Below are 18,705 nucleotides of genomic sequence, written 5' to 3'. Positions count from 1 at the left end.
GCCACGGATGGTGAATGCAGCGCATATCCGGATTGCAATCCGAAAGCATGAACCGATTGTGCGTCATGCTTTGACTGCGCTGTTTCCCGACCCTGATGACCCGGTGAATTATGAAGCCGTCGAGGAAAGTGTAGACGAAGATATCGGCGAAACGCTTGCCGATGTCTTGCTGGAAATTCTGGTCGACGCTGCGAAGGTCAAACAGTTCCTCAATTTTCTGCGCGCGCGCGGCGCGGACCCTGTGCCGCGCGACCGTAACCTGATTTTTGCCGAAAACATCGCTCGGTTTGACGGCACCCTGATCGGCACACCGGCGAATAATTCGTTCGACTTTGCTGCATTGGGCGATTTTGCCCCGCGCGCAGAGAGCTTTCGCTGTCAGATCTGGATCAACAACACATTCGAAGGCTCCGGCGCGTTTGTTGCCCCCAATCTGGTGCTGACTGCAGCCCATGTTCTGGACCCGCTAAACTCCGTGCCCGCCGGGGTCGACCCTCGGCTTGAAATACTTGCCTCGGACGAAAAGCGGTACCGGGCAAAATGCGTAAAGCTCTGGCCCTATCACGACAGTGAAAAGGCCGGGAACCTGCCGCCGGGCGATGAGGTGGATATCGCGCTGCTGCGGATATTCCTGCCGCTGGGGCATACCTATGGCAGTGTCGATGTGACCGGCGATCCCCCCGATTTTGAGGGTGCAGACCTGTTCACATTGGTCCACTACCCCGAAGGTGTCACCAAGGGGTTCATGCCCGGCAAAGTGCACCGAGAACCTGGCGCCAAGCGGTTCCCTCATGACATCGACACATCCGGCGGGTCATCGGGTGGCCCAGGTTTTGACAGCCAGTTCAGGTTTCTGGGCATCCACCAGGGCAAATGGGAGACGACCAAACGGCTTGTCCCTTTCGAGCAGTTCCACGATGACCCCGACTTCCAAGATCTGATCAGCAAAAACTCGAACCAGCGGGACATGTGGTCGCTGAGCCGCGACATTGACGGAACCATCATCATCGGCCGCAACCAATTCGTAACCGGGCTTGCCCATATGCTGGATCATCCCAAATCCAAACTGCGTGGGATCTGGATCAGGCGCGAGGATACGACGTCTATTCGCGGTCTCGGTTTCAGCTATGACATGCTGGAATCCTATCTGCTGATGCAAGAAGCACCTAACGCCGCGCCGCAACATCGTTGCATCCGTTTGGGGCCGACCCTGAATACGGACGATTTACTTGCAGATCTGGCCGAGAAGGCCAACGGGACCGTCGCCTCGCCAGACGCTGCTGCTGGAACAACCGCCGCCCAGACCACCGATGTTGCATTCGAGGGCAGCCGCGCGGAGACCCTGATTGCGGACATGGACCTGGCCGCCCAAACCGCAGGGCAAACATGGTGGATCTATTTCGACAACCCGCCCGAAGGGCTCTCACCACGTGCCCAGGTACAGTTCGAGCACATCGCCAAATGCTTGCCCACATCCGAGAACCTGCGCCTGATCCTCGCAGGCTATGAGACCTATCGCCTGTCGCCCCTGCGTTTTGCCAATGTCGGCGCGGTCGACGGCGCGCAGCGCAGCGGCCTATTGGTGGAAGAGCTGGGACCATTCACACGTAGCGATGTTGAGGCTACACTGAACAGCATGATCACCTCGCTTGACCCGGCAAAAGAGCTGACACCGGCTGCTCGACGGGCAATGGTGGACTCTGCTCTGGCCGGGTTGAGCCCTGACAACACAGGTGAATTCGATGGCGAACATCTGGAAACCGTTGTCACCCGTGTTCGCCAAGAGGCCAAACGCTTTCTGGAGATAGAAGAATGAACCAGGCGCAGGAAGAACTTCGTTCGCGCCTGCTGCGCGCCGCCGCCCTTCGAGGGGCATTTGAACCACGGAAGCTTATGCGCGAGGTGCTGAGCGAAGATGAGTACCGCAACCGGGTGCTACGGGCCCGGCTGATGTCATCCCTGCGCGAGTTGAGCCATGTTGATAAGTCGGGCAGCTCTACGAAATGGATACTGCGCCTGACTGCACGACATCGCGAATTATCCGGGATCGAAGAGTTCGACTCGGCGGCAACGCAGACCGAGATCGTGCAGGCTCTGTCGGGACGAGAAGGTTTCGCACCGAGCGCTCTGGATCACCTTATCGAGGCGGAAACAGATGAACAAAACCTGTCGCAGCACCTTGTCACGTTAGAGCGTGCAGGCCAAAAAGCGCCGGGATATGACCGCCTGTTCAGGCTGCGCAGCCGATTGAACCTGCTCAGACGCGAGCGCCGATCAAAAGAGCGCCTGGGTGAGAAATTCGTGGGGCGAGTCAGCGAAATCGACATGATTCAACGCTGGATCGACCATCCGTTGCGCCATGCCCCTTTGAAAACCCTGCATATCGAAGGTCAGTACGGAATCGGAAAATCCTACCTTCTGGAACGCATCATCCAGATTACAAGCGAACGCGAAGACGTCATCCTGATCCGGCTGGATTTCGATCAGCCCTCATTGCAGACCGGTCCAATCTTTGAAGAGATCTCGCGTCAGATCGGTACCGCAATACCCCAAGCGGCCCCCGAACTCCGCAATTTGCGGCTGCGATATTCCGAACAGGTCACCCGAGAGATCTACGAAAGCTCGGACCTTACACCGCGTCAGTTGATCCGGGCGATGATCAATGTGGTGGCTGATGCCGGTCTGCGCCTGGTTATCCTGCTGGATACGCTTGAAGTTCTGGATGGTCAGGGCGCTACTTTCGTGAACAACCTGATGAGCGATCTGGACCGTTTTGTGGAAAAGGAACAGATCGAAGTATCGATCATCTCTGCCGGTCGCGGGCCGATTTTCGGCGATGATCACCCAAGACGGGGCGAATACATCAAGCTCGACCAGATCGAGGACGAGTTGGTCAATCAAACGCTGGATGAGGCCGGAATCCCCGAGGAATTCCGCGATCAGATCATTTTGCGCTGTCAGGGCAACCCGTTGAAATTGCGGCTGTTGATTGACGAGGTGCAGACCGAGGGCCGATTGGCCGAAGTCTCCGAAGACGAGAATGACCCGATTGCTGCAGGCATCGTAAACCGGGCCGTCACATCGCGCCTGCCCGTGCATCTGCGCGGCATTGCCAATTACGGCATGGTTCTTAGCGAGATAAACGCCGACAATCTGAACGGCATCGTCGCACCGGCGCTTGGGCTGGGCGACCTCAGCGACGAAGCAGGCACAATCGTCGCGGATCTTGGTCTGCAATCCTGGCTGATGGACGCCGCCACCGAAGGTCAACTGACCCATAAGGCCGATATGCGGCGGGACCTGTTGGAACCGACCTACAGCCAAAGCCCCATCGAAACCGCGCAGGTCAACCGCGCGGCCTGTGCGTATTACGCCGACCGCGATCCGCTGCTGTTCCTGTACCATTCGCTTCAGCTTATGCGCGTCGGAGAAGCCGCGCCAAGCATCGACCCCTCATTGGCCGAACGCTTCCCCGAACATCTTCTGACCGAGCTGCCAATCGACGCGCAGGACCTGATCCGTCAGGCACGCGGCCAGCGTTCGGCCCCGGTGCAAAAGACCGAGCAGCGGGAATACAGCGCAGCCGGGCTGGACAGCGGTTCCGATCTGCCCCCATCGAAACTGGTACAAATTTCCCCAAAAGCGGCCACTGCACGGGCGCAGATTATCAAAAGCCGCGGATATGTCGCCTCACCGGATGAGCGCGCTGTCAATGACCTGCGCGCGATGTTGGAACAGGGCCAGCGTCGCGAAGCGACCCATATCATCCGCGAGGGGCTGCGGGGCGCCTATGATCCGGCAAGCGAGGTTGGTATCCTGATCCTGTGCCACAACTGGCAAAGCGGTCATTGGTCCATGGCACGTGATCTGTTCAACCTTCTGCCCGAAGACACAGTGCTAAGGCAAATGCACGAGCGGCCCGAGCTGGAAGGCCGCATCCTGCTGGAGGTATTGGGGGAGTTCCGGTTCAGACAGTTGATCGAGAACCTGCACGACAAGGAATTCCACGAAGTCGCGTTACGCGTTGTGAACCGATCATCCCGGATTGGAATGCAGTCCGCAGCGCTGGAATTCGCGCTTATCGCAATGGGCATGAGCTTTGAGGGGGATCATGAGGTTCTGGGCCTGATCGCCCCCTATCTGGATCACGGCCCGCGTGAACTAACCTATGAAAGACTGCGCTTCGCGGGGGGTATCCGTCAGGAATTCGGGTTGGAGTATTCGGAACCAGACATGCCCAACCCAGACTTACCGACGGATGATTACGGGCTCGCCCTGGCCCCGTTGAACCCCTATTTCGACCGGATGCTGGCACTTGTCGACGAGTTTCAGGTGAGCGGCCGGGGTCGTGTTCTGAGCGATTTGTCCAACCTTGCCACCGGCCTGTATGAGGCGGCTGACATCTTTGCCCCGGGCCTGCAGGGGATCGATGACGCAATGGCCCAGATGTCCGACCGGCCCACCGACGTGCTGTCATTGCTGCGCGCCATGGGCCTTACCGCTGATTGGGCCGAGGGGTACAGTTTTTACCACCCGATCCCTGACTTGCCAACGCTCGCACGCGCGGCAAGACGTTGGCAACAAGTCATCGGCGGCTATTGGGCCTTCCCCTCACCACCGCCACCAGAATGGAATTCCACACGGAAATGGAGCGACCTGACGTCAAGTCGAACCGTCGACCTTTTGGAACGCGGCAGTCATGGTCTGGCAGACCGAGTTCTAAACTTCTGGGCGGATCCTTTGAACGAAGGGCGCGGTAAGTCCACTCAAACCCTGCAACGCCGCCTTGCACCAGTTGCTCGGGGGCTCACCCATGGTTCAGGAACAGAGGAAATCCTTGGTTGGCTTACCAAAAGCCGGGCGCCCGTGGTGTTTCATCCGGCACTGACCATGTTTGCCGAAACAGGGCGGGGGCCAAAATACCTCGATCTCTAGAGGCATATCGACTGAGTTTGAAAACTTCATATTAGCTGAGGAACTAATGCCATGAGCGATTTCGAAAAGGAAACATTCAGCCGGCTAGAAGGCCTTGGAAATGCCGGAACAATCGACAAGGCGCGTGAGGCTCTGGATACCAGTCCGGGCATTCTTGGTGAAATGGGCCTGACACCGGATCGTGCCCGTGAATTGATGGGCGCGCAGATGAATAAGCTGGAAAGCTTTGGCTCTACGCCCTCGCAACTTGAAGCCATCGTGCGCGCGGTCGGACGCCCGCCCCTGATCGTGCGCGGCGGTAAGGTTGAAGGCAAACAAACACTTTCGTCCGACTTTCCGCCAGATATCGATATTCGTATCGGCAAGGCCGAAGACAATATCGCCTCGGTCGGGCGGATCGAGTTTATCAATCATGACTTTAGCTGGGGTGGCACTGGCTGGGTGATCGAAAAGAAGGACGACCATCTGCTGATCATCACCAATCGCCATGTTGCCAAGCTGGTCGCGCGGCGCAGTTTCCTGGGCGATGGTGTCTTCATGTTTGCCCCCGGCAATGCCCGCTATGGCGCCCGGATAGATTTCCTGGAAGAGGTCGGCTCGACACCCGACCCCGACCGGCTTTTCGACATTCGCAAGTTCACCTATATCGCCGAAGATGCGGCCGCAGATATCGCGCTTGGAAAGATCGACCTGCCCGCAGATACGGCCAATTTCACGCCTACGCCGATCCCGCGCGCCGATACGGATGCCCAGCACGGCGAATGCGTCGCGGTGATCGGGTATCCCGCCAAGGATTCCCTGCGCAATGACTCCACGCAGATGTCCAACTATTTCAACGACCTGTATGACGTGAAACGCTTTTCGCCCGGATTTCTCATCGAAGATGGCGGCGTGACGATCCTGCGCCATGACTGCACGACTTTGGGCGGCAACTCGGGCTCGCCTGTGATCTCGTTGGACAGCGGCAAAGCGGTTGGTCTGCATTATGCAGGTACCTTCGGCGTCGGAAACTCGGCGGTCAGGATCAGCACGGTCAACGCATTGTTGGACGGGGCGGTGCCGACCTCGATCCCCGGAACTGAAATCGTCCGGCCAGAACGACCTGACGGAAACCATGACGCAGACCATTTTGAACCGCGCGACGGGTACAACCCGGACTTCCTTCAAGTGGCAGAGGTCCCTCTGCCGATGGTACCGAATGCGTTTGGACTTGCCACTCCGTCGGATGCGACCCCGGAACGCCCCAACGAATTGCGCTATCAGAATTTCGGCATTCTCTATTCTGCGACTTTCAAAACACCGATCATTGCCGCGCTGAATATCGATGGTGCCAAAACCCGACCGCAAAAACGAGGTAGCGACAAGTGGTTCGCTGACCTGCGCATCCCGGCAAATGTCCAACTCGGCAAAGAGGATTATGATCACGCGGATATTGACCGGGGCCACCTGGTTCGCCGTGCGGCGACAAATTGGGGTGTCGATGATGCACAGGCCAAACAGGCCAATGATGACAGCTTTCACTATACCGCTGCTGCCCCACAGCACCGGGCCTTTAACCGGAGCCACGCGCAATGGTTGGGTCTTGAGAACTTTATCATGACAAATGTGCGCACACATGGATTCAAGGCCTGTGTGTTCACCGGACCAATCCTGACCGGTGACGAGCCGATGTTGAAAGATACCGGATCGCCGGTACCCCTGAAGTTCTTCAAGCTCGTGACCATGCTGGCCGAAGAGGATGGCAGCGAAGGCATTCTTCGCCTTCATTCCACCGCCTATGTGCTCAGCCAGGTTGAGGTCATCCAACAGATGCTCTCGAACCAGGGGAGCGTGGAATCTGTCGGTGGATTTGAGTTTGGTGCCTATAAGACATTCCAGATCCGCGTCCGGGATTTGGAAAAATTAACCGGGCTGAACTTTGGCCCCCTTAGCGATGCCGACCCATTGGCGCAGCGTCTGACCGATGCAGAAAGCCTGGCGGGACAACCACGTCCGATCGTCACAGTCGAGAGCTTTGCCAACGTCGTAATCTGAGGGTGGCGGATGTATACTCAATTAGGAATTGTGCATTTGGCGAGCCGTGGAGGACTCGAACCCCCGACCTGAGAATTAGAAGTTCCCTGCTCTAATCCAGCTGAGCTAACGGCCCGCTCATATTCTGGCTGTATCAGCCAAATCCCTCGCCTTGTCAACTTGATGGAGAGATGAGGTTTTGGGGCAAAAAACCTCTCTGATTTCAGCATTATCTCTGACCGGAGCAAGCTTATACAGGTACCTTGATTGCTGGGTGGACTGCACCTCGAAGCCATGCCTCAAAAGGCCCTAACCGAGTCGAACTTACCAGACTAATTCAGGCCGCATATGCAGCCTGTCACGATGACGGAATACATCGGCAAACTGGGATGCCGCCACCTGCATCACTGCAATTTGATATTGTGCCGCGCAGTGGCAAACCTGTTTGATCAGATCTTCTGCAGATCCCAGCTGATTGCGGTGGCCGGAATTGTTAATAGCACCGCACACATGCCCAGACCCGTCATGGGGGGTACGGTGATCCAGTTCCGTTTCGCTCAGATCCGCCAGCATCACGCGCGCCATTGATGTGACAAGGTACGGAAGGCGCGAACCAACTGGAATGTTCGAAACCAATGGGCTGGGTGACAGAAAATTCCTCGGCGATCTCGGACAATGTATTCAGCCTGACCAGCACCAAGTGCCCCAAGGTTCTTAAGCTCGCGCAGTAATGAGTTCCGTTGGTTCTATTCACCCTTCATCATAGTTTTTGCGCCAACCGACGTATGGTGGAAATATATCCGGCGTCGATGGACTCGTGATCGGGGTGCTGACCATCTTCAATGACCTTTTGACCAGCAACATAGACGGCAATGATTTCTGCCTGCTGACCCGAGAACATGTGGAAATCCAGCAAGGCTCCGGGCGACACCGCCGCCATCAGACCATTCCTATCGTAAGACAGTTCTACAAAATCGGCACGGCACCCTTCTGCGATACGGCCGATATTGCGCCCGGCTGCACGCGCTCCTCCCTGGGCGGCGGTCTGCCAGAGATAACCGCCAACATTGGGCATGTCCTTGGAGCACATAACATTGCGCTGCCGGTGCAGCAGGCGCTGACTATATTCCAGTGTGCGCAGCTCCTGAACTGCCTGGGTACAGATGTTGCTGTCCGAGCCGATACCAAAATGGCCATTTGCTGCCACGAAATCGACCGCCCGGAAAATCCCGTCTCCAAGATTTGATTCCGTCAGCGGGCACAGACCTACGGTCGCGCCCGAAGCGGCAATGGCCGCAACCTCGGCGTCATCCAGATGGGTGGCATGGATCAGGCACCACGCGGCGTCAATCTGGACCTGGTCCATCAGCGCCGAAACAGAGCGTTTGCCACTATGGGCGATACTGTCTTCCACCTCTTTGGTCTGTTCGGCCACATGGATGTGAACTGGACACCCCGGCAACTGGTCTTGCCGAAGCTCCATAAGCCATGACATTTCATCCTCGGTTACGGCGCGCAGGGAATGCGGCGCGATTCCGAGGTTAAGCTTTTCATGCTGCTGCTTCAGGGTTTCGATCAGCAAAGCGTATTGATCACGTGTGTTGGTGAATCGCCTCTGAGCATCTTGCGGAGACACGCCGCCGAAATTTGCGTGTGCATAAAACACCGGAAGATGCGTCAGGCTGAGGCTCGTTCGATCTGCAGCAGAGACAATTGCAGAAGACAGCTCCTCAGATTGGGCATAGTGCGCTCCATCTTCTTCATTGTGCAGATAATGAAACTCGACAATCTCGGTATAACCGCCTTTGAGCAATTCCATATACAGCTTGGCAGTGATTGCCTGCAGGTCCTCGGGCGATACATTATGAGCGAAATAATACATCATTTCGCGCCAGGACCAGAAGCTGTCGACCGGATTCCGGCGCACTTCTGATAACCCCGCCATCGCGTATTGAAAGGAATGACTGTGAAGGTTGGGCATGCCCGGCACAACCGGGCTTTCAATCACCGGATAGGCGTTGGGATTGTCGTCCGCGACCAGTGCTCCGAACTCACCAGATTCCGTAACGGTTACGGAGATATTGCTAAGCCAGCCCTGGTCCGTCAGTGCCTGTTTGAAATGAAATCCAGTTGTCATCCACTTTCCTTTACTTGGCTGCCGTATCGGCGAGTCTGTTTGGGTCATCCACGGGTGGTGTTAACTTCATCCAGCAACGCGGTAACAAGGTTCTTGATCGCGGCGAAAAGCACCTCTGCCTTAGGGGGCACAAGGTCCCAAGGGGCGTGCTCGATCATATAGGCGGACTGTGCAATTTCGAGTTGCAGCGCATGAATGTTCTGGTCGGGTTGGCCATAGTGCCGGGTAATATGGCCTCCCTTAAAGCGGCCGTTTTTGACAAAGCTGTATTGGCCGGACCCCAGCGATCTTTCGGCGCAGGCCTCAAAGCGCGCGGCTGTGCTGGCCCCGCTATTTGTGCCCAGATTCAAATCCGGCAGCACCCCATCAAACAGCCTTGGCACTTCGGAACGGATGGAATGCAGATCCAACAGTATGCAGGTGCCAAACTGCGCCCTGATCCGCAGAATCTCAGCCTTGAGCGCCTGATGATACGGTGCCCAATAGGATTGGATGCGCGCCTGTGTCTCCTGCCCATCTGGCTCTTGCCCTTCCAGATAAAGCGGCTGACCGTCAAAATCGATTTGCGATATCAGGCCGGTTGTCGGACCGGAATAAAGCGGCGCGTCATCAGCTGAACGGTTCAGGTCCACCACATAGCGCGAATACTGCGCCGCCATGACACCCACACCCAATTCGGCACAAGGCAGCGACAGCTTGTCCATGTGCCAATCCGTATCCTTCAGCTCCAGCGCGGCGGGTCGCAAACGGCGTTCTATCTCCGGAGGCAGCAAGGTTCCGGCATGTGGGACATTCAGCAAAATCGGCGTTGCACCCACCTTAAACGTCATCAGATTCTGAACAGCCATCGCGTTCCCTTTGTTTGATGTTCTGTCAGCCCATAATTCGGCAGACCGACGAAAACCGACATTTTTTACCGCCCCAAAAGCTGGACTCCGGTCAGATCAGAGATGCGTCGTCATCCGGTATCCCGGCGCAAAGTAAAGCTTGGCATATGTCACCGGCGCGTGACGCAGCCAGGTAATGCGTTCGGCAGTAAAGATCGGGTCGCCAGGTGGCGTGTCCAGGAACTTGGAGATTTCACCATCAGCCTTGGTCGCCATGAAACTAAGCTCCAGATTGCTGAATGGCACCCTGTTAACCAACCAGTCATTCGGCCCCGATTGATCGAAACTTTCCTCCAACACTTCAGGTACAACGTCGGCAACTATCCATCGCACCTCAAGCTGAAACGCTACGTTGTCGGCATAATGCATACATCGCAGGTGCAAGACGTCCTGCTCTTTTTTCAGGTCGAGGCGTGATGCCAGCCAGGACGGTGCGGGTTGCACCTCTCGGTCCACCAAAGAGTACCGATAGGCCGCACCGGTGGCCGTTATCTCGTCACGTACCAAAGGGATCGCAAATTGCGCCTTTCTAATGGGAGAATTCAGAACCCGCGTGCCGGCCTTGCGTTTTCTTTCCAGGTATCCTTCTTCGGCAAGCTCTCTCAACGCCCGGTTGACCGTTGTTCGTGTACTTGAGAATTCAGCGGCCAAATCCATCTCGCTTGGCAAAATGGAATCCGGGCTCCAGATACCGGTTTGGATTCGATCCAAAACCACCTGCTTGATGTCCCGAAAGCTCATGTTCCCCTGAGGTCTTGCCATAAAACTCCCCAACTCAAAAACCGGCCTTATTTGGCTTATACATACACATAAGACATCTGCAATGAAGCATGTAACTCTGCCCCGCACTTAAGACCTCCACCTAATTTGACTCCAAGAAGGCGGCTTCGGCGCGATGCCTTTCATTATTTTGTGTACACATTATGCAGTAATCAGTATACCTATTTCAGAAGCAGTGCAACTTGGGATCAGATTCTCATGACTGGTAAAACAACCCTTCGTGGCGCAAAAATTGCAACACAAGCCAGCCAGCAGGGCCCTTATGGGCTAATCGAGGATGGCATCATCGTAATATCAGGTGAGTTTATCGAATGGGTCGGACCCAGACGCGATCTGCCCGATGAATATACTGAGCTTGAGGCCGAGGATCTGAACGGACGCCTTGTGACGCCCGGTTTGATCGACTGCCACACCCATGTTGTATTTGGCGGCGACCGCGCCCAAGAGTTTGAAATGCGCCTGAATGGTGCAAGCTATGAACAGGTTGCGCGCGCCGGAGGCGGTATTAACGCAACCGTTCAAGCGACACGGGCCGCCAGCCTGGAAGAGCTGATAGAAAGTGCATTGCCCCGCGTCGACGCGATGATCCAAGAGGGCATGACCACTATCGAAATCAAGTCCGGCTATGGGCTAGAACAACAGACAGAGCTGAACATGCTGCGCGCCGCGCGCGAAATTGGAAAACGTCGCCCGGTTTCTGTTCAAACCACATATCTGGGCGCCCACGCGACTCCGCCAGAGTACAAGGGGCGCGATGACGCCTATATCGACGAGGTCGTCATTCCGACCTTGCGAGCCGCCCATGTAGAAGGGCTGGTCGATGCGGTTGACGGATTCTGCGAAGGGATCGCCTTTCAGCCCAAACAGATCGCCCGTGTCTTTGACGCCGCCGCTGCGCTTAGCCTTCCGGTTAAACTGCATGCCGAGCAGCTTTCTAATCTGGGCGGGGCGCAGCTTGCCGCCTCCTATGGCGCATTGTCTGCGGATCATATCGAGTATCTTGACGAAGACGGCGTGATCACCATGGCCCAGGCGGGAACAGCGGGCGTAATCCTGCCCGGTGCGTTCTATACTCTGCGTGAAACGCGTCAGCCTCCGATTGAGCTGCTGCGCAAACACGATGTCCCAATGGCACTGGCAACCGATTGCAATCCGGGATCATCCCCCCTGACATCTCTTCTTCTGACCATGAATATGGGCTGCACCCTGTTCCGCATGACGCCAGAGGAAACACTTGCGGGCGTGACCTGTAACGCAGCGCGTGCCCTTGGTTTGAGTGATCGCGGTATGATCGCCGCGGGTCAGCGGGCCGATCTGGCGGTCTGGAATGTGGGCCGTCCGGCCGAGCTTTCTTATCGTATCGGGTTCAACCCGCTTCACAAACGCATCTTTGGAGGTCAAGCGTGACAACTCTCACTCTGGCGCCCGGGCAGGCTACTCTGCCTCAGCTTGAAACCATCTATCGGGATGAAGCCTCGGTCATACTTGATCCGACGTGTCGTCCTGCGGTCGAGGCGGCCGCGAAACGGATCGCTATCGCCGCTGCGGGTGATGTACCGGTTTATGGCGTCAACACGGGTTTTGGCAAATTGGCCAGTCTCAAGATCAAATCTGAAGACACCGCCACTTTGCAGCGAAACCTGATCCTCAGCCATTGCTGCGGCGTAGGAAACGCGATGCCCCGCCGGATGGTTCGGCTTATGATGTCTCTTAAGCTATTGAGTTTTGGCCGTGGCGCATCTGGCGTCCGCTGGCAACTGATCGAGCTTATGCAAGACATGCTGGAAAAAGGCGTCACCCCTGTTGTTCCAAATCAAGGATCGGTTGGCGCGTCAGGCGATCTGGCACCTCTTTCACATATGACCGCAGTGGTGATCGGTGAGGGAGAGGCGGAATATAAAGGCGAAATTCTTCCGGGTGCCGAGGCGCTTGCAAAGGCTGGCCTGTCCCCGATCGAGCTTGGCCCCAAGGAAGGTTTGGCCTTTATCAATGGCACACAGTTTTCAACGGCCTATGCGCTTGCCGGTCTGTTCGAAGTCTGGCGTGCTGTGCGCAATGCGCTGGTCATCTCGGCCATGTCCACCGATGCCATCATGGGATCAACCGCTCCGCTGCAGCCCGAAATCCATGCGCTGCGAGGACATCGTGGCCAGATCGAAGCGGCAGGTTCGATGCGTGAGATACTGGCGCAATCCGAAATTCGAGAAAGTCACCGGGATGATGATACACGTGTTCAGGATCCCTATTGCATCCGCTGTCAGCCGCAGGTGACTGGTGCGGCGATGGATGTCCTGCGACAGGCCGCACAAACCCTTTTGATCGAAGCGAATGCTGCAACAGACAATCCACTTGTGCTGACCGAAGCGGATATGATCGTGTCCGGTGGTAATTTTCACGCGGAACCCGTTGGGTTCGCTGCTGACATGATTGCGCTGGCATTGTCCGAGATTGGCGCGATCAGTCAACGGCGTATTGCTCTGATGGTCGATCCAACGCTCAGCTTCGATCTTCCGCCCTTCCTGACACCTGAACCCGGATTGAATTCCGGCCTGATGATTGCAGAGGTGACGACAGCCGCTTTGATGAGCGAGAACAAGCATCTGGCCAACCCTTGTGTCACCGATTCAACACCCACCTCCGCCAATCAGGAAGATCACGTCTCGATGGCAGCACATGGTGCGCGGCGGCTGGCCCGCATGGTCGAAAATCTCAACCACATCCTTGGGGTCGAGCTGCTCTGCGCCGCGCGTGGCATCGAATTCCGTGCGCCCCTCCAGACGAGCCCGTTGCTGCAACAGGCCATCGCACGGCTGCGCGAGGATGTTTCGAGCCTGCAAGAGGATCGCTATATGGCGCCCGACCTGAAAGCGGCAAAGGAATTAGTCGCGTCGGGCGCGTTGCTGAACGCGCTGAACGCCTCTTTGCCGGGCCTTAACTGATGGCGGTCTTTGCCATGATGGCGCGCGACCGCAGCCGAAACACATGATTGAAAACTTCAATGCCCTTGCCCTGTCGGGCTCTATCCAATCTGAAGGGAATGATCGATGAGCGATCCTCGTAAGAATAGCCGGGACATCTATCCGCCAACCGGGACCGAACTGAATGCCAAAAGCTGGTTGACCGAAGCACCACTGCGGATGCTGATGAACAACCTGCATCCTGACGTGGCAGAAAACCCGCACGAGCTGGTAGTATATGGCGGCATTGGCCGGGCCGCGCGAACCTGGAAGGATTTCGACCTGATCGTCGACAGCCTGAAAGACCTGGAAGCGGACGAAACCCTGGTCGTGCAGTCGGGAAAGCCCGTCGCCATCGTCAAAACCCACAAGGACGCACCGCGCGTGCTGATTGCCAACTCGAACCTGGTGCCGCATTGGGCGAATTGGGATCACTTCAACGAGTTGGATAAGAAAGGTCTGGCGATGTATGGCCAGATGACTGCGGGTTCCTGGATTTACATCGGGTCGCAGGGCATCGTCCAAGGCACCTATGAGACCTTCATGGAAGCAGGACGCCAGCACTATGGTGGCAGTCTGAAAGGCCGTTGGATCCTGACCGGGGGTCTGGGTGGTATGGGCGGTGCTCAGCCACTGGCTGCTGTGATGGCGGGTGCCTGCTGTCTGGCCGTGGAGTGCGACGAGAAATCCGCCGATTTCCGACTGCGCACGCGCTATGTCGACGAGAAAACCCACAGCCTGGACGAGGCGCTGGATATGATCGAGCGTTGGACCAAAGCGGGCGAAGCCAAATCCGTGGCGCTGATCGGCAATGCCGCCGATATCTTCCCCGAGATCCACAAGCGCGGCGTCAAGCCCGACATCGTCACCGATCAGACTAGCGCGCATGACCCGATCAACGGATACCTGCCGCAGGGCTGGACCGTGGCCGAGTGGCGCGCCAAGGCTGAAACCGCCCCGAAAGAGGTCGAAAAGGCAGCCCGCACCTCGATGAAAGTACAGGTCGCGGCGATGGTCGCCTTTCACAATGACGGTGTTCCAACCATCGACTATGGCAACAACATCCGGCAAATGGCGCTTGAGGAAGGTCTGGAAGACGCCTTCGCCTTCCCGGGCTTTGTGCCTGCCTATATCCGTCCGCTATTCTGCCGTGGCATTGGCCCGTTCCGCTGGGCGGCCTTGTCGGGGGACCCCGAGGACATCTACAAGACCGATCAAAAGGTCAAAGAACTGCTGCCCGATAACACGCATCTGCACAACTGGCTGGATATGGCGCGCGAACGGATCGCATTCCAAGGCCTTCCTGCGCGTATCTGCTGGGTTGGTCTGGGTGACCGACATCGCCTGGGTCTGGCGTTTAACGAGATGGTTAGAACGGGCGAGCTAAGCGCGCCGGTGGTCATTGGTCGTGACCATCTGGATTCCGGTTCAGTCGCCTCGCCCAACCGCGAGACCGAAGCGATGAAGGACGGGTCTGACGCGGTCTCGGACTGGCCTCTGCTAAATGCACTGGTCAACACCGCCTCGGGCGCGACTTGGGTATCTCTGCACCATGGCGGCGGCGTTGGCATGGGCTTTTCCCAGCATGCGGGTGTGGTGATCTGCGCCGACGGCACCGATGATGCTGCCAAACGCCTGGAGCGCGTTTTGTGGAACGACCCTGCCTCGGGCGTGTGGCGTCACGCCGATGCTGGTTATGACCTGGCCAAGGATTGCGCTCGTGAACACGGGCTGCGCCTGCCTGGAATTCTGGGAAACTAAGCCTGGATCAACCGGAACAGATCCCGGCCATTCATTTGTGAAGGCCGGGATTGAACGATCACAAAACATCGTGCGCGCCGGTTGCTTTCGGAAACGGTGATCTAATGGACAAAGCAGAGCGTGTTGAACGCGCGTCTCCAGGCTGAAACCTCGGAGGCAATCGGCGCGCCTTGCAGACCTTGTTTGATCAACCCCGCCAGACGATCCGCATCGCCTGCGGTCATCCCCCAGCGGACAAGCTCGGGCGTGCCAATCCGCAGACCGTTCATATCACCTTCAACCACCGCCACAGGCAGACCGATGCCACAGGCAAGGAACCCACTTTGGCGCAAGGTTTTTGAGGCCGCTTGCCCGCCCCCAAAGGGCTCGGCCAGAACGGCAAACTGGTGAGAGTTGGTAAAGCCCTCGGCCCCAGCGAACACAGGCACATTTTGTGCATCCATAGCCGCAGCCAATGCCTGCGCCATAGCGATCATCTCTTTCGCATAGGCCGCGCCAAAGTCTTTCCAGTCCAGCATCGTGACCGCAAGCGCGGCAGTTTTCGCCGCATCAAAATTGGCCGTCATGCCGGGAAAGGCGATAGCGTCCAGCGTTTTGGCGATTTCTGCATCATTCGAAACGATCAGCCCACCTGCAGGGCCACCAAGGCTTTTATAGGTGCTCATCGTCATGAAATGCGCGCCCTCGGCCAGCGGGTTGGACCAGGCGCGCCCGGCAATAATGCCGCATTGATGGGCCGCATCGAACATGACCTTGGCCCCGACCTCATCGGCGATGGACCGCACTTCGGACACGGGATGCTCGAACAGGTTCAGGCTGCCACCAATCGTAATCAACTTGGGCCGCTCGGCCCGTGCCAGCGCCCGCAGTTGGTCCAGATCAACGGTATAGCCATCGGCATTCACCGGGGCCTCTATCGTGCGCAAGCCGTATAAGCCGGCGCAGCCATCGACATGATGCGTCACATGCCCGCCTAGAGATGCGGGCGGCGCAATGATTGTGTCGCCCGGTTTGCAGGTGGCCATAAAGCCATAGAGGTTGGCAATCGCACCAGAAGGCACACGAACCTCGGCGAATTTGGCATCGAACACATCCGCGCAAAGCTGGGCCGCGATCACTTCGATTTCCTCGATCGCTTCCAGTCCCATTTCGTATTTGTCACCGGGATACCCCAAAGAGGGGCGCGACCCGATGCCAGAGGATAATAGCGCTTCGGCTTTCGGGTTCATCACATTGGTCGCAGGGTTGAGGTTAAAGCACTCTTCCTCATGGATCACTCGGTTCTGCTCGGCCAGCTGTTCGATTCGGGCCAGCAGATCGGCAGACGTTGCGGACGCCGTCGTCGCCGCTATGTCCTGAATCAGGGTTTCGCTGGTGCTCGGCACCCAATCTCGTTGTGCAAGCGTCATTGGACGTCCTCCGTTTTGCAGCATGGTGGCAGCCATTCCGTGACAGCGCAAAGCAGATTTGCTATTTCTTGGCGTAGAAAAACTAAGGCTTGAAATGAGTGTCATGCCCAAACGCCCGAAAGGGCCCCCGCTGAATGCAATGCGCGCCTTTGAAGCTGCCGCACGTCATGTCAGCTTTGTCGCCGCCGCTGAGGAATTGAGCGTCACGCCCGGAGCGATTTCGCAGCACATCAAGACATTGGAGGGCTGGGCAGGTACCGCGTTGTTTCGGCGCAACGCGCAGGGGGTGGAACTGACCAAGGCCGGGGCTTCGCTGGTGGCTGAATTCTCTGCGGCGTTCGACGGGTTGGCCGAGGCGGCGCGTGCCCTCCGCAACCTCAAACCCAACGCCGATTTTCATATCGCCGCCTTGCCATCTGTTGCGCAGCTTTGGCTACCAAAACGGCTAAGCCGGGTCAGGGCGCAGTTTCCGCATATCAATTTTTCGGTGACCGCGATGGAAAACCCACCCAGTCTTGATCGGGAATTGTTCGATCTGGCCATATTCATTGGCGAACCCGATGCTGAGCCCGAGCAGATTTGCATCTGCCCCGATCTCATCTCTCCGGTCGGCGCGCCTAGCCAGATTGAACGTATGAACCACTTTGGCGACACCGTCCTTCTGCATGACCAGACCTGGAACGACGATTGGACAATCTGGTCACAGAACACGGGAATTGAACTGCAGGATGCGCAGACCGGGCCGCAGTTCTCTCTGTACAGCCTGGCCGTGGAAGAAGCGAAGGCAGGTGCGGGTATCCTGATGGGGCATCTATGTTTGCTTGAGGATGCCCTGGCAAGCGGCGCTCTTAAGTCTGCAAGCGAATACACCTGCCCAACGGGCCGCTTTCTGTTCGTCCAGATACCTGGCGCAACGCGGCAACGGCTCGAAACGCAACAGGTCGTGGCATTGCTGAACGAAGATAGTGCCAACAACCGGCCTATTCTGCGGGCTTTAGATCCAATCGCATGAAGGCGCTGTTGGGGTCGGCCTCATAGCCGTAGATCGGGCCGCAATAGGAATAGCCCAGCGCTTCATACAGCCTGCGCGCGGCGTCGTAGTAGGACAGATGATCGGCGCCCGTCTCAAGAACCAGCGCCGAGGTCCCTTCGACCCGTGCGTGATCAGCAAGATGGGTCATCATCACTCGCGCCAGACCGCGGCCACGTGCGGTGGCAAGGATATGCACGGATTTGACTTCGGCGGTCCCATCCGGCAGCGCCTTGAGCGCGCCGCAGCCCAGCACCTTGTTACCCTCATACAAAGCCCAGAACCGCATTCCGGGCCCGGCCAAGGCACTGGCATCCATCGTGTGATTGCTCTCGGCTGGCCCGGCGGTTTCGCTATGGGCAAAATGCGCCTCGACCACCGGGCGCAATGCGTCGGAGGTTGGGTCAGCCTCGCGAATGTCGATCATTTAATGCGTCCAGGGTGCGCGCCGATCGGTGGCAAAATTCTCGCCATAACCGCGCGCGCGCAGGTTCGGCTTGCGTTTATGCGGTTCACTGACCTGTGCGTCGATACCGTTGTCCTTGGCGTAATCCAGCGCCTCTTCCTTGGTGTCGAAATTCAGACGCACCTGGGTCTGGGTGTCACTGGAAGACGTCCAGCCCATCAACGGATCAACCTCGCGCGTGGATGCTGGGGCATATTCCAACACCCAATGCCGGGTCTTGGCCGTACCCGATGTCATCGCATTCCGCGAAGGCTGGTAGATCCGTGCGCGCATGTCGCCTCTCCGTACTCACTTGGCTGAAGTTGTTTATGCGTCAGAGCGAGGCCTGGG

General features: G+C 57.4%; 14 protein-coding genes and 1 tRNA gene. 7 read left to right on the top strand and 8 right to left on the bottom strand.

The annotated features are described in order from the left end of the window. The first annotated feature begins 7 nt into the window (after positions 1–7). Genes AC2FIZ_RS09005 through AC2FIZ_RS08995 form a run of 3 tightly spaced genes read left to right on the top strand, consistent with a single transcriptional unit; the run spans position 8 to position 6,969 of the window. Positions 8–1,816 carry a S1 family peptidase gene (locus AC2FIZ_RS09005; protein ID WP_282027784.1) on the top strand — a complete coding sequence of 603 codons (1,809 nt, stop codon included), beginning with the start codon at positions 8–10 and terminating at the stop codon, positions 1,814–1,816. Further along, positions 1,813–4,935 (top strand): ATP-binding protein, encoded by a 3,123-nt coding sequence (locus AC2FIZ_RS09000; RefSeq protein WP_496790917.1) that lies wholly within the window; start codon positions 1,813–1,815, stop codon positions 4,933–4,935. The genes AC2FIZ_RS09005 and AC2FIZ_RS09000 overlap by 4 nt, the downstream gene beginning before the upstream one ends. 51 nt (positions 4,936–4,986) lie before the next feature. Then, entirely contained in the window at positions 4,987–6,969 is a 1,983-nt protein-coding gene (locus AC2FIZ_RS08995) for a DNA/RNA non-specific endonuclease (RefSeq protein WP_496790915.1), read from the top strand. Between the two features lie 37 nt (positions 6,970–7,006). Here AC2FIZ_RS08995 and AC2FIZ_RS08990 read toward each other — a convergent pair. The 5 genes from AC2FIZ_RS08990 to hutC all read right to left on the bottom strand — a co-directional run bounded on the left by AC2FIZ_RS08990 (position 7,007) and on the right by hutC (position 10,734). Further along, positions 7,007–7,084, bottom strand: a tRNA-Arg gene (locus AC2FIZ_RS08990). 188 nt (positions 7,085–7,272) lie between these two features. Beyond that, positions 7,273–7,521 carry a hypothetical protein gene (locus AC2FIZ_RS08985; RefSeq protein WP_282027782.1) on the bottom strand — a complete coding sequence of 83 codons (249 nt, stop codon included), beginning with the start codon at positions 7,519–7,521 and terminating at the stop codon, positions 7,273–7,275. Positions 7,522–7,708: 187 nt separating this feature from the next. Beyond that, positions 7,709–9,085, bottom strand: a complete 1,377-nt coding sequence (locus tag AC2FIZ_RS08980) for a formimidoylglutamate deiminase (RefSeq protein ID WP_282027781.1) — start codon at positions 9,083–9,085, stop codon at positions 7,709–7,711. A gap of 44 nt (positions 9,086–9,129) precedes the next feature. Then, on the bottom strand, positions 9,130–9,933 hold the full coding sequence (gene hutG / locus AC2FIZ_RS08975) for an N-formylglutamate deformylase (protein ID WP_496790913.1): 804 nt from the start codon (positions 9,931–9,933) through the stop codon (positions 9,130–9,132). A gap of 96 nt (positions 9,934–10,029) precedes the next feature. Further along, entirely contained in the window at positions 10,030–10,734 is a 705-nt protein-coding gene (gene hutC, locus AC2FIZ_RS08970; RefSeq protein ID WP_281995359.1) for a histidine utilization transcriptional repressor HutC, read from the bottom strand. A gap of 216 nt (positions 10,735–10,950) precedes the next feature. On the opposite strand from hutC, the gene hutI reads away from it, so the two are divergent. The 3 genes from hutI (at position 10,951) to hutU (ending at position 15,470) form a co-directional block, all read left to right on the top strand. Next, entirely contained in the window at positions 10,951–12,159 is a 1,209-nt protein-coding gene (gene hutI / locus AC2FIZ_RS08965; RefSeq protein ID WP_281995360.1) for an imidazolonepropionase, read from the top strand. Next, positions 12,156–13,691, top strand: a complete 1,536-nt coding sequence (gene hutH / locus AC2FIZ_RS08960; protein ID WP_281995361.1) for a histidine ammonia-lyase — start codon at positions 12,156–12,158, stop codon at positions 13,689–13,691. The genes hutI and hutH overlap by 4 nt, the downstream gene beginning before the upstream one ends. Positions 13,692–13,796: 105 nt before the next feature. Further along, on the top strand, positions 13,797–15,470 hold the full coding sequence (gene hutU, locus AC2FIZ_RS08955; protein ID WP_281972489.1) for a urocanate hydratase: 1,674 nt from the start codon (positions 13,797–13,799) through the stop codon (positions 15,468–15,470). Positions 15,471–15,571: 101 nt separating this feature from the next. Here the strand turns inward: hutU and glyA are convergent, their stop codons facing one another. Beyond that, on the bottom strand, positions 15,572–16,879 hold the full coding sequence (glyA, locus tag AC2FIZ_RS08950) for a serine hydroxymethyltransferase (RefSeq protein WP_281972490.1): 1,308 nt from the start codon (positions 16,877–16,879) through the stop codon (positions 15,572–15,574). 103 nt (positions 16,880–16,982) lie between these two features. On the opposite strand from glyA, the gene AC2FIZ_RS08945 reads away from it, so the two are divergent. Further along, the gene (locus AC2FIZ_RS08945) at positions 16,983–17,891 is read left to right on the top strand and encodes a LysR family transcriptional regulator (RefSeq protein WP_281972491.1); all 909 of its coding nucleotides are present in this window, start codon (positions 16,983–16,985) and stop codon (positions 17,889–17,891) included. On the opposite strand, the gene AC2FIZ_RS08940 is transcribed toward AC2FIZ_RS08945, so the two are convergent. Then, the gene (locus AC2FIZ_RS08940) at positions 17,860–18,336 is read right to left on the bottom strand and encodes a GNAT family N-acetyltransferase (protein WP_142635670.1); all 477 of its coding nucleotides are present in this window, start codon (positions 18,334–18,336) and stop codon (positions 17,860–17,862) included. The two genes, AC2FIZ_RS08945 and AC2FIZ_RS08940, sit on opposite strands and share 32 nt — an antisense overlap. Next, complete coding sequence (locus tag AC2FIZ_RS08935; protein ID WP_142635668.1) at positions 18,337–18,648, bottom strand: ETC complex I subunit; 312 nt, start codon at positions 18,646–18,648, stop codon at positions 18,337–18,339. Positions 18,649–18,705: the final 57 nt, after the last annotated feature.

Source organism: Ruegeria sp. CDSB022 (assembly GCF_059611145.1).
Note: the sequence above shows the minus strand (reverse complement) of the source record. Positions and strands in the feature narration are given on the sequence as shown.

What these genes read in the sequence shown, in the direction of transcription:
- hutI (WP_281995360.1), top strand. Translation starts at nt 10,951, where the DNA reads ATGACTGGTAAAACAACCCTTCGTGGCGCAAAAATTGCAACACAAGCC.
- hutU (WP_281972489.1), top strand. Translation starts at nt 13,797, where the DNA reads ATGAGCGATCCTCGTAAGAATAGCCGGGACATCTATCCGCCAACCGGG.
- AC2FIZ_RS08935 (WP_142635668.1), bottom strand. Translation starts at nt 18,648, where the DNA reads ATGCGCGCACGGATCTACCAGCCTTCGCGGAATGCGATGACATCGGGT.
- hutG (WP_496790913.1), bottom strand. Translation starts at nt 9,933, where the DNA reads ATGGCTGTTCAGAATCTGATGACGTTTAAGGTGGGTGCAACGCCGATT.
- AC2FIZ_RS08940 (WP_142635670.1), bottom strand. Translation starts at nt 18,336, where the DNA reads ATGATCGACATTCGCGAGGCTGACCCAACCTCCGACGCATTGCGCCCG.
- AC2FIZ_RS09000 (WP_496790917.1), top strand. Translation starts at nt 1,813, where the DNA reads ATGAACCAGGCGCAGGAAGAACTTCGTTCGCGCCTGCTGCGCGCCGCC.
- AC2FIZ_RS08980 (WP_282027781.1), bottom strand. Translation starts at nt 9,085, where the DNA reads ATGACAACTGGATTTCATTTCAAACAGGCACTGACGGACCAGGGCTGG.
- AC2FIZ_RS08985 (WP_282027782.1), bottom strand. Translation starts at nt 7,521, where the DNA reads ATGCTGGCGGATCTGAGCGAAACGGAACTGGATCACCGTACCCCCCAT.
- AC2FIZ_RS09005 (WP_282027784.1), top strand. Translation starts at nt 8, where the DNA reads ATGGTGAATGCAGCGCATATCCGGATTGCAATCCGAAAGCATGAACCG.
- hutC (WP_281995359.1), bottom strand. Translation starts at nt 10,734, where the DNA reads ATGGCAAGACCTCAGGGGAACATGAGCTTTCGGGACATCAAGCAGGTG.
- AC2FIZ_RS08945 (WP_281972491.1), top strand. Translation starts at nt 16,983, where the DNA reads ATGCCCAAACGCCCGAAAGGGCCCCCGCTGAATGCAATGCGCGCCTTT.
- AC2FIZ_RS08995 (WP_496790915.1), top strand. Translation starts at nt 4,987, where the DNA reads ATGAGCGATTTCGAAAAGGAAACATTCAGCCGGCTAGAAGGCCTTGGA.
- glyA (WP_281972490.1), bottom strand. Translation starts at nt 16,879, where the DNA reads ATGACGCTTGCACAACGAGATTGGGTGCCGAGCACCAGCGAAACCCTG.